The organism is Pseudomonas sp. MOIL14HWK12:I2 (assembly GCF_000510745.1).
Lineage (GTDB): Bacteria > Pseudomonadota > Gammaproteobacteria > Pseudomonadales > Pseudomonadaceae > Chryseomonas > Chryseomonas oryzihabitans.
In genome coordinates this window covers 1-14,707 of the sequence record NZ_AZOA01000015.1, presented here as the reverse complement: position 1 = coordinate 14,707, position 14,707 = coordinate 1, and the positions used below count along the sequence as shown (strand labels likewise).

Here is a 14,707-nt window from a genome sequence, read left to right as displayed (position 1 = left end):
TTTCGACATAAAGTCACGGTGAAGGTAAGGGTGTAGGTAAGGCGGGTCTTTTCCTTCAGTCGCGAGGTAGTAGGCATGCGGTATCAGGACACCCACAGCAAGGTCATGGGCTATCTGCTGTGGATCTTCGGCTTTCTCGGCGCCCACCGCTTCTACTATGGCAAGCCGGTTACCGGCACGATCTGGTTCTGCACCCTGGGCCTGCTGGGCATCGGCTGGCTGATCGACCTCTTCCTGATCCCGGCCATGGATCGCGAGGCGGACCTGCGCTTCCAGTCCGGCTCGCTCAACTACAGCCTGGGCTGGATCCTGCTGACCTTTCTCGGCATCTTCGGCGTGCACCGCCTCTACCTGGGCAAGTGGATCACCGCCATCCTCTATTTCTTTACGGCGGGTTTCTTCCTGCTGGGCGTGCTCTACGACTTCTGGACGCTCAATTCGCAGATCTCCGAAGAGAATCGCCGGCGGCTGGTGCGCTAGCGTCGGCTGGATGGCAAGAAGAAGGGGCTCCATGGAGCCCCTTCTTCTATTCAGGCGTCACGGCGGTAGGTGGTGCGGCCACCCACCAGGGTGCGTTCGATGCGTCCCCCCAGGGTGAGGCCCTGGAAGGGGCAGTTGCGCCCACGGGACAGCCAGGGCGTGGCGGCCTGGGCGGTCGGCTGCTGGGCGAACAGCACCAGGTCCGCCGGCAGGCCCTTGGCCAGGCGGCCCGCCGCGAGGCGCAGGGCCTGGGCCGGGCCGCTGGTGAGGCGGGCCAGCAGGGCCGGCAGATCCAGCAGGCCATCGTCCACCAGGGTCAGGGCCAGGGGCAGCAGCAATTCGACGCTGCTGATGCCCGGCTCGGTGGCGGCGAAGGGCGCCAGCTTGGCGTCCGCCTCGTGGGGCTGGTGATGGCTGGAGATGGCGCCGATCACCCCGTCCCGTACCCCGGCGCGCAGGGCGTCGCGATCGCGCGCGGTGCGCAGCGGCGGCTTGACGTGATAGAGACTGGAAAAGCCCTGCAGGGCCTCGTCGGTGAGCAGCAGCTGGTAGAGCGCCACATCGGCGGTCACCGGCAGACCGCGCGCCTGGGCGGCGGCGATCATCTCCACCGCGCGGGCACTGGTCAGCTGCCCGAAGTGGGCGCGCACGCCACTCTGTTCCACCAGCAGCAGGTCACGCGACAGGGCGATGGTCTCCGCGGTCTCCGGGATGCCGGTGAGCCCCAGGAAGCTGGCGGTGGGTCCTTCGTGGGCCAGGCCGCCGTGGGCCAGATCGGCGTCCAGGGCGGTAAAGACCACGGTGAGGTCGAAGGTGGCGGCGTATTCCAGCGCGCGCCGCTGCACCCGCAGATTCTCGAAGGGCTGCAGGCCATTGGTGAAGGCCACGCAACCGGCGTCGCGCAGGGCCATCAGTTCGGCCAGCTGTTCCCCGCCCAGGCCCTTGGTCAGGGCGCCGATGGGATGGACGCGGGCATGATCGGCGGTGCGCGCCCGGTCGAGGATGAGTTCGGCCACCGCCGTGGTGTCCAGCACCGGGCGGGTGGTGGGCGGGCAGCACAGGCTGGTGACGCCACCGGCCGCGGCGGCGCGGGTCTCGCTGTCGACGTTGCCCTTGCGGGTCAGGCCCGGTTCGCACAGGGCGACATCCAGATCGACCAGGCCGGGCGCCAGGATCAGGCCGCTGGCGTCCAGCTGCTCGTCGGCCTGGAAGCCCTGAGGCGCCTCGCCGAGGGCGAGGATGCGACCCTGGTCGACATGGACGTCGCCGATCTGGTCGAGACCGGTGGCCGGGTCGATCACCCGGGCATTGCGGATGCTCAGGCTCACTGCGCATTCTCCTGTAGCTGACGCTGGGCCGTCTGCCCGCTCATGGTCATCGACAAAACCGCCATGCGGACCGCGATGCCGTAGGTGACCTGGTTGAGGATGACCGACTGCTCGCCATCGGCGACCGCGGATTCGATTTCGACGCCCCGGTTGATCGGCCCGGGGTGCATGACGATGGCATCGGGCTTGGCGCGCGCCAGGCGCTGGCGGGTCAGGCCGAACAGCCGGTAGTACTCGCCTTCGCTGGGCAGGAGGCCGCCCTGCATGCGCTCGCGTTGCAGGCGCAGCATGATCACCACGTCCACGCCGTCCAGGCCCTCGGCCAGGTCGGTGAAGGTGCGTACGCCATAGAGTTCTTCGAGGCCGACCGGCAGCAGGGTGCGCGGGGCGATCACGCGGATGTCGCGGCAACCCAGGGTGCGCAGCGCCAGCATGTCGGAGCGGGCGACCCGCGAATGCAGGATGTCGCCGACGATGGCCACCGACAGGTTGGCGAAATCGCCCTTGTGGCGGCGAATGGTCAGCATGTCGAGCATGCCCTGGGTGGGGTGCGCATGGCGGCCGTCGCCACCGTTGATGATGGCCACATCGGGGCAGACGTGCTCGGCGATGAAGTGGGCGGCGCCGGAATCGGCGTGGCGCACCACGAACATGTCGGCGGCCATGGCTTCCAGGTTGCGCAGGGTGTCGAACAGCGTCTCGCCCTTGCTGGTGGAGGAGGTGGAGACGTTGAGGGTGATGACGTCCGCCGACAGCCGCTTGGCCGCCAGTTCGAAGGTGGTGCGGGTGCGCGTCGAATTTTCGAAGAAGACGTTGCACACGGTCTTGCCGCGCAGCAACGGCACCTTTTTCACCGCCCGGGCACCGACCTCGAGAAAGGAATCGGCGGTGTCGAGCAATTCGGTGAGGAGTTCGGCGGGCAGGTCGTCGAGTGACAGGAAGTGGCGCAATTGGCCCTGGGCGTTGAGTTGCAGCGAACGCGTAGCGTCGGTCATGGCGGCAGATCCAGGTCAGGCGGCGGGGACGTCGCGGTATTCGAGGGCGAGCGGCGAGGGGCCGGTCAGCTTGACGCGCTGGGTGGGGGCCAGGGTCAGGGTGGCGCCCACCACGTCAGGCTGGATCGGTAATTCGCGGGCATTGACGTCCAGCAGGCAGACCAGGGTCACACTGGCGGGACGGCCATAGTCGAAGAGTTCGTTGAGCGCCGCGCGCACGGTGCGGCCGCTCATCAGCACGTCGTCCACCAGCACCAGGTGGCGCCCGTCGATCTCGAACGGCAGGGCCGAGGGGCGCACCTGGGGGTGCAGGCCCTTCTGGGTGAAGTCGTCACGGTAGAAGGAGACGTCCAGGCTGCCCAGCGGGGTGTCAAGGCCGAGTTCGGCCAGCAGGGCCTCGGCGACCCAGAGGCCGCCGGTGTGGATGCCGACGAAGCCGGGGTCGGTGATGCCACGACGATCCAGCGACAGGCGCAGGTCGGCGGCCAGCCGCGGCAGGAGCTCGGCGGGAGAGGGCAGGTGCATGGCTACTCCGATTGCGGGCGCGCGGCCCGTTCCAGTTGTTGGGTCAGCCAGCCTTCCAGGAGAAGGGCGGCGGCAAGGGCATCCACCGGGCGCTCGCGATAGCCGTCGCGCTGACCGCCCTGCAGGCGCTCGCCCTTGGCGGCATAGGTGGTGAGGCGCTCGTCATGGGTATGCACGGGCAGGCCGTAGCGGCCGTGCAGGCGGCGGGCGAAGCGTTCGGCGCGCTCGCTCATCTCGCTGGGGGTGCCGTCCATGTTCAGCGGCAGGCCGACCACCAGGGCGGTGGGCCGCCACTCGTCCAGCAGCCGCTGGATCTGCTGCCAGTCGGGTACGCCGTTCTGCGCCTTGAGGGTGAGCAGTTCGCGGGCCTGACCGGTCACGGCCTGGCCGACGGCGACGCCGATCTGCCGGGTGCCGTAGTCGAAGCCCAGGTAGAGCCCGCTGGGCGCGCTCATGCGTGGCCCGCCTGGCGCGACAGTAGGCGCAGGTCGACCCCCAGCAGGGCGGCGGCCGCGCCGAGGCGCTGCTCGCTCGGTGTCTCGAACAGCAGGGCGCTGGTGGCCGGGGTGGTGAGCCAGAGATTGGCGGCGAGTTCTTCCTCCAGTTGGCCGGGCCCCCAGCCGCTGTAGCCCAGGGTGATCAGGTGGCGGCTCGGACCGGTGCCGTCGGAGAGGGCGAAGAGCACGTCCGGCGAGGTGGTCAGGCTCAGTTCTTCGAGTTCCAGGGTGTTCTGGAACACCGGGCCGGCGTCATGCAGGACGAAGCCGCGATCGGTCTGCACCGGACCGCCGGCATAGAGCGCCACTCGGGTGTCTTCCGGGGTGGCCGGTATGTCCGGACGCAGCTGTTCGAGCAGGTCGTCCAGGTGCAGGCCATTGGGCCGGTTGATCACCAGGCCCATGGCGCCGTCCGGGCCATGGTCGACGAGGTAGATCACCGTCTCGGCGAAATTGGGATCGTCCATCTGCGGCATGGCGATCAGGAGCTGGTGCTGTAGGGTGGTGCTGGAGGTCGGCTTCATGACCGGCAAGTTTCCCGGTTGCGCGGTCCGGCTTCAAGTCCAACGGCGTCCCGGGCTATTGACTGGACAGGCGGTCGCCACGCTCGAAGCGCCAGGTGCGGATGATCTCCAGGCGGTCGATGTCGGCCAGGTCGCCGCTGAAGGGGGCGAAGGGCGCCGCCAGCCGGACGATGCGCAGCGCCGCCTGATCGAGTACCTGGCGCCCCGAGGACTCCAGCACCTGGACCTCGTAGAGCGAGCCGTCCTTGTTGATGGACACCAGCAGGCGCAGGCTGCCGTAGAGGCGGTCGCGCTTGGCCTGTTCGGGGTAGTTGAGATTGCCGATGCGCTCGATCTTGCGCCGCCATTCTTCCTTGTAGCGGGCGCCCTTGTCCTTTTGCGTCGAGGCGGCGTTGATCCGCCAGATCTTCGGCCGCTTGGCGTATTGCTGGCGCTCTTCGGCGAGCTGGGCCTCCAGACTGGCGAGTTCGGCGGCCTGGCTGTCGGACTCGGGACTCGGCGCATCGCGCTGCTCCCGTTCGGGCGTCATGCGACTGGGTTCGGCCTTGGTCGGCCGCGCGGCGCGGGTGGTCACCGCCGCCTTGGGTGCCTGGGCGCGATCCGCTGCGGGCGGGCGGGCTGGGGGCGCGGCCTGGCGGATCTCGCTGTCGTGGAAGGGCGCCTGCACCGGGGTGCTCGGGGCCGCCGCCTTGTCCAGGGTGCCGCTGCCCTGCTGGTTCTCCTGGGCGAGGAAGTCGGCCTGCTTGGGCGCCTCGTCGCTCTTGAAGCTGGCCAGCGTCACCTCCAGGGTGCGGCTGATCTGGGTGGGCTCGGGCAGCGAAAAGCCGACGCCGAGAATCAGCACGACGTGCAGCAGGGTCGCGATGAGCAGCGTGAAGCCCAGGCGGTCGGCGGGACGAACCTGGCTGGCGGGGGAGGAGGCGGTGCTGGGCATTGACTGGGTCGGCAAGGGCAGAGGACGCGCGGCAGGGCTGGCGCCAGTCTGCGGATTGTGTCCGCGGTTGTCCATGCCGCCACCGGCGGCACGGACCCTCGCCTCAGCCCGCGCGTTGCTGCGCGATCACCTCCATGAGGCGCTCGGCGATGCGGGTGTCATAGGCCGCATCGATCTCGCGGATGCAGGTCGGACTGGTGACGTTGATCTCGGTGAGGTGTTCGCCGATCACGTCCAGACCGACAAAGAGCAGGCCGCGCTTGCGCAGTTCCGGGCCCACCGTGGCGGCGATTTCGCGATCCCGCGCCGACAGCGGCTGGGCGACGCCCCGGCCACCGGCGGCCAGGTTGCCGCGGGTCTCGCCCTGGGCCGGAATGCGCGCCAGGCAATAGTCCACGGGTTGACCGTCGATCATCAGGATGCGCTTGTCGCCGTCCTTGATGCCTGGCAGGTAGCGCTGGGCGATGATCTGCTGAGTGCCGTGGGCGGTCAGGGTCTCGAGGATCACCGAGAGATTGGGATCGCCTTCGCGGTGGCGGAACACGGAGCTGCCGCCCATGCCGTCCAGCGGCTTGAGGATGACGTCGCCATGGGTGCGGGCGAATTCGCGGATGATGTCGGCGCGGCGGCTGACCAGGGTCGGCGGCGCCAGCTCGGGAAACAGGGTGGCAAAGAACTTCTCGTTGCAGTCGCGCAGGCTGGCCGGGCGATTCACCACCAGGGTGCCGCCACGCTCGGCCTGCTCCAGCAGGTAGGTGGCATAGACGAATTCGTTGTCGAAGGGCGGATCCTTGCGCATCAGGATCACGTCCAGCTCGCGCAGGGGCAGGTCGACGTCCTCGCCAAAGGCGAACCAGCGCTCCGGATCCTGGAACACGTCCAGCTGTCGACCGCGACCACGGGCCTCGCCGTCGACCTGGTACAGATCCTGCATCTCGAAATAGTGCAGGGTCCAGCCGCGCGCCTTGGCCGCCCACAGCATGGCCATGGAGCTATCCTTCTTATAGGAGATGCGTTCGATGGGATCCATGACGATCCCCAGGCGGATACTCATTGACGCTAGACCTCGGTTGTACGTGGGCAAGGCGTCAGAATAGCCCTTCGATCCCCTCCAGTGCCAATGCTTGCGCGATCGTCGTGGCGGGCGGGCCGGTGGTCCGCCACCAGGGGATCTGCGTGGTACGTCACGGTATTGTGTGCTACAAAGAGGCGCCGCCAAAGTGCCCGGATCGACATCATTCACGTTTCATCGACGATGAGCTGGTAGCTTGAACATGGAACAGTATTCGGAAGGGCTGAAGGTCATGGTGATCGACGACTCGAAGACGATTCGTCGGACCGCCGAGACCCTGCTCAAGAAAGTTGGCTGCGAGGTCATCACCGCCATCGATGGATTCGATGCGCTCGCCAAGATCGCCGATAGTCACCCCCACATCATCTTCGTGGACATCATGATGCCGCGACTGGATGGCTATCAGACCTGCGCGCTGATCAAGAACAACAGCGCCTTCCGCGCGACGCCCGTCATCATGTTGTCCTCCCGTGACGGGCTCTTCGACAAGGCCAAGGGCCGCATCGTCGGCTCTGACCAGTACCTCACCAAACCCTTCAGCAAAGAAGAGCTGATCGGTGCGATCAAGACCCACGTCCCCAGTTTCACTCCGCTCGAACAAGCGTCCTGAGTGTCCTGAGGCGGGCGATTCAATCTAGTAGGAAATTTTCATGGCTCGAATTCTGATCGTCGACGACTCTCCCACCGAGATGTACAAGCTCACCGCCATGCTGGAAAAGCATGGGCATCAGGTGCTCAAGGCCGAGAACGGTGCCGACGGCGTCGCCCTGGCCCGCCAGGAGAAGCCGGACGCGGTGCTGATGGATATCGTCATGCCCGGCCTCAATGGCTTCCAGGCCACCCGGCAGCTGACCAAGGATGCCGAGACCAGCCACATCCCGGTGGTCATCGTCACCACCAAGGACCAGGAAACCGACAAGGTCTGGGGCAAGCGCCAGGGCGCCAAGGACTACCTCACCAAGCCCATCGACGAAGACACCCTGCTGCGCACCCTGGCGGGTGTCCTGCAAGGCTGAGGTCTTTCGTCCGTTTCTCGCGGCAGCGCCCCACTGGGCAGGGAATCCTATGAGCGACGCCACCACGCCCTACGAACTCTTGCGCCTGATCGATCTGCGCTGCCGCGAGCGGGCGGCCGGCCTGCCGGCGCAGCAGGAAAACCAGCGCAGCTGGAGCGGTATCGGCTTTCGCCTCGGTGAATTGCGCTTCGTGATTCCCATGGGCGAGGTCAGCGAGATCCTGCCGGAGCCGCGCTTCACCGCGCTGCCCGGCGTCAAGCCGTGGCTCAAGGGCGTGGCCAACGTGCGTGGTCGCCTGCTGCCGATCGCCGACCTGGGGCAATTCCTCGGCGTGAAGATCCAGGCCCTGCGCAAACAGCGGCGCATCCTGATCGTCGACCATGGCGACCTCTTCGTCGGGTTGGCGGTTGACGAAGTCCTGGGGATGCAGCATTTCGACATTGAGGCCTATCGCGAGCACGCCGACAGCGTGCCGGCGGGCCTTCACTTCTTTCTGGAAGGTGTCTTCCAACGCGACGTGCCCTGGCTGGTCTGCAGCCCGCGCGCCTTGGTCGAGCATCCCGAGTTCATGGACGTCGCGGCCTAGCGGGTCGGAGGTCCGGACGCTGCAAGGCGGATCGGGGTCGGGATGGCAGGAGCCGTCGCCGACGGGTGGGGGTAGGGCGACGAGCACCGGCTTCAAGCAAACCGGTCCGGCGTCCGACAAGGATAGAACTAAAGGAACCAAGGTCCAGGCGGGGGCCGCTGATGAACAAACTCAATACCGGGAAACTCAACGCGTGGGTCGCGGGCATGTTCGTGGTGCTGATCGTCGCGATCGTGCTGCTGTTCGCCAACTTCGCGTACCTGGGCACCCAGACCAACTACGATAACCAGTATCAGGGCCAGGCCACCGAGCTGCGCATCCTCTCGCAGCAGCTGGCCAAGAGCGCCAGTGAGGCCGCGACCGGCAAGGCCGACGCCTTCAAGGACCTGCGCCAAGCCCGTGCCGAATTCGAGCGCCGCCTGAACATCCTGCGCAGCGGCGATCCGCAGACGGGTCTGCCGGCGTCGCCGGCGATCCTCCGTCCGCGTCTGGACACCCTGGAGTCCCAGTGGGAGGCCCAGCGCAAGCAGGTCGACACCATGCTCGGCAGCGAGCAGACCGTACTGTCCCTGCACCAGCTGTCCGGCGCCCTGGCCGACACCATCCCCCAGCTGCAGGTCGAGAACGAAGAGATCGTCGACATCCTGATCGAGCGCGGCGCGCCCGCCAGTCAGGTGGTGGTGGCCCAGCGGCAGGCGCTGCTCGCCGAGCGGATCCTCGGCGCCATCAACAAGATCCTCACCGGCGACGAAGCCGCCGTGCAGGCCGCCGACAGCTTCGGCCGCGACGCCAGTCTGTTCGGCCGGGTGCTCAAGGCCATGCGCGAAGGCAATGCCTCCATGGGCATCGCCAAGATCACCGATCCCGAGGCGGTCGGCCGCCTCAACGAAGCCAACAAGCTGTTCGAATTCGTCTCCGGCAACGTCGACGAGATCCTCGCGACCTCGCCCGAACTGCTGCAGATCCGTTCCGCCGTGGGCCTGATCTACCGTGGTTCCCAGGCGCTGCTCGGTTCCGCCTCGGACCTGAGCGCCGGCTACGCGTCGCTGGCCCAGAGCCGCAAGATCAACACCGTGGGCAGCTACCTGCTGGTGTTCATCGCCCTCGGCGCCATCCTCTGCATCGGCTACATCCTGGTGCGCGACACCCGCCGCCGCCTGGCCGAGACCGACGAGAAGAACCAGCGCAACCAAACCGCCATTCTGCGTCTGCTGGACGAGATCGCCGACCTCGCCGACGGTGACCTGACCGTCCAGGCCACGGTGACCGAAGACTTCACCGGCGCCATCGCCGACTCCATCAACTACTCCATCGACCAGCTGCGCGAACTGGTGGAAACCATCAACCAGACCGCCGTCCAGGTGGCCGCCGCCGCCCAGGAATCCCAGGACACCGCCACCGTGCTGGCCGAGGCCTCGGAACACCAGGCCCAGGAAATCGCCGGGGCCTCCGCGGCGATCAACGAGATGGCCGTGTCCATCGACCAGGTATCCACCAACGCCTCCGAATCCACCGCGGTGGCGGAGCGCTCCGTGGCCATCGCCAACAAGGGCAACCAGGTGGTGCACAACACCATCATCGGCATGGACAGCATTCGCGAGCAGATCCAGGACACCGCCAAGCGGATCAAGCGCCTGGGCGAGTCGTCCCAGGAGATCGGCGACATCGTCGGCCTGATCAACGACATCGCCGACCAGACCAACATCCTGGCCCTGAACGCCGCCATCCAGGCCTCCATGGCCGGTGACGCCGGCCGCGGCTTCGCCGTGGTCGCCGACGAGGTCCAGCGCCTCGCCGAACGTTCCTCCGGCGCCACCAAGCAGATCGAGGCCCTGGTCAAGGCGATCCAGACCGACACCAACGAAGCGGTCATCTCCATGGAGCAGACCACCTCGGAAGTGGTGCGCGGGGCCGCCCTGGCCCAGGACGCCGGTGTGGCCCTGGAAGAGATCGAGAAGGTATCGCAGAGCCTCGCCGGGCTGATCCAGAACATCTCCAATGCCGCGCGCCAGCAGTCTTCGTCCGCCAGCCACATCTCCAGCACCATGAACGTGATTCAGGAGATCACCTCGCAGACCTCGGCCGGCACCACCGCCACCGCGCGCAGCATCGGCGAGCTGGCCAAGCTGGCCAGCGAGATGCGGCGTTCGGTCTCGGGCTTCAATCTGCCGAACGAGCAGCCGCTGGGCTGACCGCAGCGGCCGCATCGCGGTGTGACGAGGGGGAGACGGGGTGAGGGAGTCGAGTTGGGCGTTGCGCCGTGCTCCCGAGCTGCCGGATGCGGACTTCGAGCGTTGGCGACAGCTGCTCGAGATGCGCGCCGGCATGGTACTGGACGATCGCCAGCGCAGCTTTCTGCAGATCCAGCTGGCCGCGCGCATGCGCGAACTGGAGATCGCGGATTACGACAGCTACTACCAGGTCGTCTGCGCGGGTATCGGCGGGCGCATCGAATGGGTCCGGCTGCTCGATCGGCTGACCATCCAGGCCACCCGCTTCTTCCGCCATCCACCGTCCTTCGCGCTGCTGGAAGCCTATGTGAGTGAATTCGCCCGGACCACCGAGGGCAACGGTCTGACCCTGTGGAGTCTAGGGTGCGCCAGTGGAGAGGAAGCGTTTTCGATGGCCATCAGTACCGCCGAAGCCCTGGCCCGGCAGCCACGCCCCCTGACGTTCGCCCTGACCGGTACCGACATCAGCAGCGAAGCCCTGCGCCAGGCGCGGCAGGGGACCTACAGCCTGCAGCGGCTGGCTGGGGTGCCGGCCAGCCTGCGCGAGCGCTATTTCCGCACCCATGCGGACGGCAGTTTCGAGGTCACCGCGGGCCTGGCGGAGCGACTGTGCTTCGCCCGACTCAATGTGCTGGAACTGGGGCAGGCCCCCTTGCAGGGGCTCAATGTCATTTTTTGTCAGAACTTGCTGATTTATTTCCGCCGCTGGCTGCGTCGAGACCTGCTCAACCAGTTGGTCCAGCGGCTTGCACCGGGTGGGCTCTTGGTCCTGGGTGTCGGTGAGGTGAGCAATTGGAGCCACCCGCAACTGGTACCCGTCGATCATCCCGAAGTCCTGGCGTTCATCCGCCAGGTAAGCCCCCCGGCATGACAGGAGCCGAGATGATCGATCGACACGACTACGTAGCCCTCGAGTGGGTCAAGGGAGAGATCGCCGAAACCTTGCAGCAGGCCCGCAAGGCGCTCGAGGCGTTCGTCGACAACCCGCACGACCGTAGCCGCCTGGGTTTCTGCCGGACCTATGTGCACCAGGTCTACGGCACGCTGCAGATGGTGGAGTTCTATGGCGCCGCGCTGCTCGCCGAAGAGATGGAGCTGCTGCTGCAGGCCCTTCACGAAGAGCGGGTGAACAGCTCGGACGAGGCGCTGGAAGTCCTGATGCAGGCCATCCTGCAGGTGCCGCCCTATCTGGACCGGGTTCTCGAGGCCCGCCGCGATCTGCCACTTGCCATCCTGCCGCTGCTCAACGACCTGCGCTCGGCGCGCGGGGAAAAGCTGCTCTCGGAAACCAGCCTGTTCTCGCCGGATCTGTCCGCCACGCCGCTGTCGCTGAGCGATGCCGAACTGGCCGACCGCGCGGCGCTGGACTGGCTGCCACGCCTGCGCAAGCTGCGCCAGGCGCTGCAGGGCGCCCAGGTCGGACTGTTCCGCGACCGCGACGTCCAGTTGCACCTGGATTATCTGCTGCGGGTCTTCGAGCGGCTGGATCAGCTCTGCGCCGGCTCGCCCTTTGGCGCCCTCTGGCCGGTGGCGGCGGGTCTGACCGAGCTGTTGCAGTCCGGTGAGCTGGACAACAGCAGCTCGATCCGCGGTCTGCTCCGGCAACTGGATCGTGAACTCAAGCGACTCATCAGCGATGGGGTGACCACCCTCAACCAGCCGGCGCCGGCCGATCTGCTGAAGAATCTGCTGTTCTACCTGGCCAAGGCGCCGGTGCAGAGTCCGCGCATCGCCGCGCTCAAGGCGCACTATCGTCTCGACGAGGCCCTGCCGGATGCCGAGCTGGTGGGCTTCGAGCGTTCGCGCATCGTCGGCCCGGATCGCGAAGCCATGCGCTCGGTGGTGACCGCGCTGTGCGAAGAACTGGTACAGATCAAGGACAGCCTGGACCTGTTCGTGCGCAGCGATCGCCAGCAGCCTGCCAGCCTGCGCGGCCTCCTGGCGCCGCTCAAGCAGATCGCCGATACCCTGGCGGTGCTGGGCTTCGGGCAGCCGCGCAAGGTGGTGCTGGAACAGCACGAAGCCGTGGCCGAACTGGCCGAGGGCGTGCGCGAAGCCAGCGACGCCGCCCTCATGGATATCGCCGGGGCGCTGCTCTATGTCGAAGCCACCCTGGCCGGCATGGTCAGTGGCAACGAGGTCGGCGATGCCGAGGAGAGCCGGCTGCCCACCACCGACATCGATCAGCTGCATCGGGTGGTGGTGCGCGAGGCGCGCAACGGCCTGGAGCAATCCAAGGACGCCATTATCGAGTTCATCGCCTCCCAGTGGAACCATGTCCACCTGGAGTCGGTGCCCCTGCTGCTGACCCAGGTCCGTGGCGGCCTGGCGATGATTCCGCTGGAACGGGCCGCGGCCCAGGTCCAGGCGGCCAACGACTACATCTGCCAGCAGCTGCTGGGCAAGCAGGCCGTGCCCGACTGGCAGAGTCTGGACACCCTGGCCGACGCCATCACCAGCGTCGAGTACTACCTGGAGCGCCTGGCGGAAGACCCGTCCACGCCCCACGACATGATTCTCGACATCGCCGACGAAAGCCTCATCGCTCTCGGCTATCCGCCCAGGGCGGCCGGCGAAGGCGAGGCGGCGGCCGCGCCCCTGGCCTCCGGCGAGGTCAAGCCGCCGGCTCAGGAGCTGCCCGAAGAATTGCCATCGCCGGCGGAGCCGGTGGCCGAAGAGGCGCTGGAAGCTACCGCCCTGCCGGTCGAGGAGCCTGCGGACGCCGACGAAGAATTCCTGATCGAATTCGAGCCTGCCGCAGCGCAGGAGCCTCCAACCTCCGCGACCCAGGCCGACGAGCAGGACGCGGCCGCGGTGAGCGATGAAGCGCCGCAGGCCGAGGCCGAGCCGGAGGGTGCAGAGCCCGAGGAGTTGCTGGCCGGCATCGAGCTGGACAGCCTGCCGCCGCCGACCCCCGATGCCGAGGCGATCGCCGAGGTGCTGGCGACGCCGGTCAACCCCATCAATCCTCCGGCGGCGCAGGTGCCGCAGGCGCTGCTGCCGCCCACGGCCGATGCCGAGCCGGTCGAGGAGGAGCTGCGCGAGGTCTTTATCGAAGAGGCCGGCGAGGTCCAGGCCGAACTGGAGCGCTGGCTGCCGACCTGGCAGGCCGAGCCCGAGCAGCGCACCGCGCTGAGTGAATTGCGGCGCAACTTCCACACCCTCAAGGGCAGTGGCCGCATGGTCCAGGCGCTGGTCATCGGCGAACTGGCCTGGGCGCTGGAGAATCTGTTCAATCGCCGGCTGGATCACAGCGTCGCGCACAGCGCTGCCGTGCAGACGGTGGTCGAGCAGACCTGCGCGCTGCTGCCGGAGCTGGTCGCGGAATACGCCGAGGATCGTCAACGGCAACGTGACGACGTCGACTGGCTGGCCCACGCGGCCCACGCGCTGGCCCGCAACGAAGCCCTGCCCGAGCGAGCGCCGGCCGGTAGCGCGGCCCCGTCCGCGGCAGCTGCGTTGCCCGTGGCAGAACTCGTCGAATCCGCGATTCCTGCACCTGCCGCCGCCGAGGCCGATACCCAGCTGCTGGATATCTTCCGCACCGAAGCCCAGGCGCACTTGGAAACCGTGCGCCGTTTCCTCGAGTCGGCCGACGCCGGCAGTGCCCAGCCGGTCTCCGACAATCTCCTGCGCGCCCTGCACACCCTCAAGGGCAGTGCCCATATGGCGGGCAGTTCGCCGATGGCCGAACTGGCGTCGGCGCTGGAGCGGCTGGCCAAGGAATACAAGCTCGCCCATGTCGCCTTCGCCGAACCCGAGTGCGGCTTGCTCGCCCAGGGCGCCGAGTTGCTGGAGCAGCGACTGGCCGAACTCGACGAAGGGTCGCTGGCGACCCCGCTGGCGGGTGCGGCGGAAGTTATCGCGCGCTGCGAAGGGCTGCTGGAGGAGCTGAATCCCCAGCTGCCGATCCCCGCGGCGCCGCTGCCAGAGCAGCGTGACGTCCTGCGCCTGACCGATTTCCTGATGCCGGCCATGGATCTGCTGCTGGAAGCCGACGAGCGCCTGCATGCCTGGCGCACCGATGGTGATCTGGCTGCCTGCCCGGATCTGCTGGCCGAACGCCTGAACACCTTTGCCGACGGGGCCGCCCGGGTCGGGTTGGCCGATGTCGAGCAACTGGCCGAAGCCCTGCAGGTGGTCTATGCCGCCGCGGCGAGCGGTTCGCTGCCCGCCGATGCGGCCTTCTTCCGCGAGGCGGAAGAGGCCCAGGAAGCCCTGATCAGCATGCTCAATCAGCTGGCCGGTGGCATGCGGGCGACGCCCAGCGAGGAACGCATCCAGGGCCTGCGCGGCCTGCTGGCCGGCATTCTCGCCGGGTTGCCCATGGCGGACACCAGCCTGCTGGCCGAGCCCGAACCCGAAGAGCTCTTCGATCCGGCAACGGCCACGCCGGTGGCACCTGAGCTGGCGCTGGACGTCGAACTGCCCGCCGAAGCCGAAGCCGAAGCCGAAGCCGAAGCCGAAGCCGAAGCCGAAGCCGAAGCCGAAGCCGAAGCCGAAGCCGAAGCCGAAGCCG

14 protein-coding genes are annotated in these 14,707 nt (G+C 67.5%); 7 read left to right on the top strand and 7 right to left on the bottom strand.

Going from position 1 to position 14,707, the window contains the following annotated elements; genetic code table 11:
* Positions 1-75: 75 nt before the first annotated feature.
* Complete coding sequence (locus PSK12I2_RS0113870) at positions 76-480, top strand: TM2 domain-containing protein (RefSeq protein WP_007161671.1); 405 nt, start codon at positions 76-78, stop codon at positions 478-480.
* Positions 481-530: 50 nt separating this feature from the next.
* On the opposite strand, the gene PSK12I2_RS0113865 is transcribed toward PSK12I2_RS0113870, so the two are convergent.
* The 7 genes from PSK12I2_RS0113865 to gshB all read right to left on the bottom strand — a co-directional run bounded on the left by PSK12I2_RS0113865 (position 531) and on the right by gshB (position 6,337).
* On the bottom strand, positions 531-1,808 hold the full coding sequence (locus PSK12I2_RS0113865; RefSeq protein WP_027598881.1) for a dihydroorotase: 1,278 nt from the start codon (positions 1,806-1,808) through the stop codon (positions 531-533).
* Positions 1,805-2,803 (bottom strand): aspartate carbamoyltransferase catalytic subunit, encoded by a 999-nt coding sequence (locus PSK12I2_RS0113860; protein WP_007161673.1) that lies wholly within the window; start codon positions 2,801-2,803, stop codon positions 1,805-1,807. The genes PSK12I2_RS0113865 and PSK12I2_RS0113860 overlap by 4 nt, the downstream gene beginning before the upstream one ends.
* Before the next feature lie 15 nt (positions 2,804-2,818).
* Positions 2,819-3,328, bottom strand: a complete 510-nt coding sequence (gene pyrR, locus PSK12I2_RS0113855; RefSeq protein WP_027598880.1) for a bifunctional pyr operon transcriptional regulator/uracil phosphoribosyltransferase PyrR — start codon at positions 3,326-3,328, stop codon at positions 2,819-2,821.
* Between the two features lie 2 nt (positions 3,329-3,330).
* Positions 3,331-3,783, bottom strand: coding sequence for a Holliday junction resolvase RuvX (gene ruvX, locus PSK12I2_RS0113850; RefSeq protein ID WP_027598879.1), 453 nt, complete (start codon positions 3,781-3,783; stop codon positions 3,331-3,333).
* Complete coding sequence (locus PSK12I2_RS0113845; protein WP_027598878.1) at positions 3,780-4,349, bottom strand: YqgE/AlgH family protein; 570 nt, start codon at positions 4,347-4,349, stop codon at positions 3,780-3,782. The genes ruvX and PSK12I2_RS0113845 overlap by 4 nt, the downstream gene beginning before the upstream one ends.
* Positions 4,350-4,404: 55 nt before the next feature.
* Positions 4,405-5,283 (bottom strand): energy transducer TonB, encoded by an 879-nt coding sequence (locus PSK12I2_RS0113840; protein ID WP_027598877.1) that lies wholly within the window; start codon positions 5,281-5,283, stop codon positions 4,405-4,407.
* 103 nt (positions 5,284-5,386) lie between these two features.
* On the bottom strand, positions 5,387-6,337 hold the full coding sequence (gene gshB / locus PSK12I2_RS0113835; RefSeq protein ID WP_027598876.1) for a glutathione synthase: 951 nt from the start codon (positions 6,335-6,337) through the stop codon (positions 5,387-5,389).
* 220 nt (positions 6,338-6,557) lie between these two features.
* On the opposite strand from gshB, the gene pilG reads away from it, so the two are divergent.
* The 6 genes from pilG to PSK12I2_RS0113805 all read left to right on the top strand — a co-directional run.
* Positions 6,558-6,965, top strand: coding sequence for a twitching motility response regulator PilG (pilG, locus tag PSK12I2_RS0113830; RefSeq protein ID WP_007161679.1), 408 nt, complete (start codon positions 6,558-6,560; stop codon positions 6,963-6,965).
* Between the two features lie 40 nt (positions 6,966-7,005).
* Entirely contained in the window at positions 7,006-7,371 is a 366-nt protein-coding gene (gene pilH / locus PSK12I2_RS0113825) for a twitching motility response regulator PilH (protein WP_007161680.1), read from the top strand.
* A 49-nt stretch (positions 7,372-7,420) separates the two neighbouring features.
* Complete coding sequence (locus PSK12I2_RS0113820) at positions 7,421-7,957, top strand: chemotaxis protein CheW (protein WP_007161681.1); 537 nt, start codon at positions 7,421-7,423, stop codon at positions 7,955-7,957.
* Between the two features lie 161 nt (positions 7,958-8,118).
* Positions 8,119-10,149: a methyl-accepting chemotaxis protein gene (locus PSK12I2_RS0113815; RefSeq protein WP_027598875.1), complete on the top strand. Its 2,031-nt coding sequence runs from the start codon at positions 8,119-8,121 to the stop codon at positions 10,147-10,149.
* A 61-nt stretch (positions 10,150-10,210) separates the two neighbouring features.
* The gene (locus PSK12I2_RS0113810; protein WP_084222099.1) at positions 10,211-11,059 is read left to right on the top strand and encodes a protein-glutamate O-methyltransferase CheR; all 849 of its coding nucleotides are present in this window, start codon (positions 10,211-10,213) and stop codon (positions 11,057-11,059) included.
* Positions 11,060-11,070: 11 nt separating this feature from the next.
* Positions 11,071-14,707, top strand: a 3,637-nt coding sequence (locus PSK12I2_RS0113805; RefSeq protein WP_027598873.1) for an Hpt domain-containing protein, incomplete at its 3' end; no start/stop codon positions are given.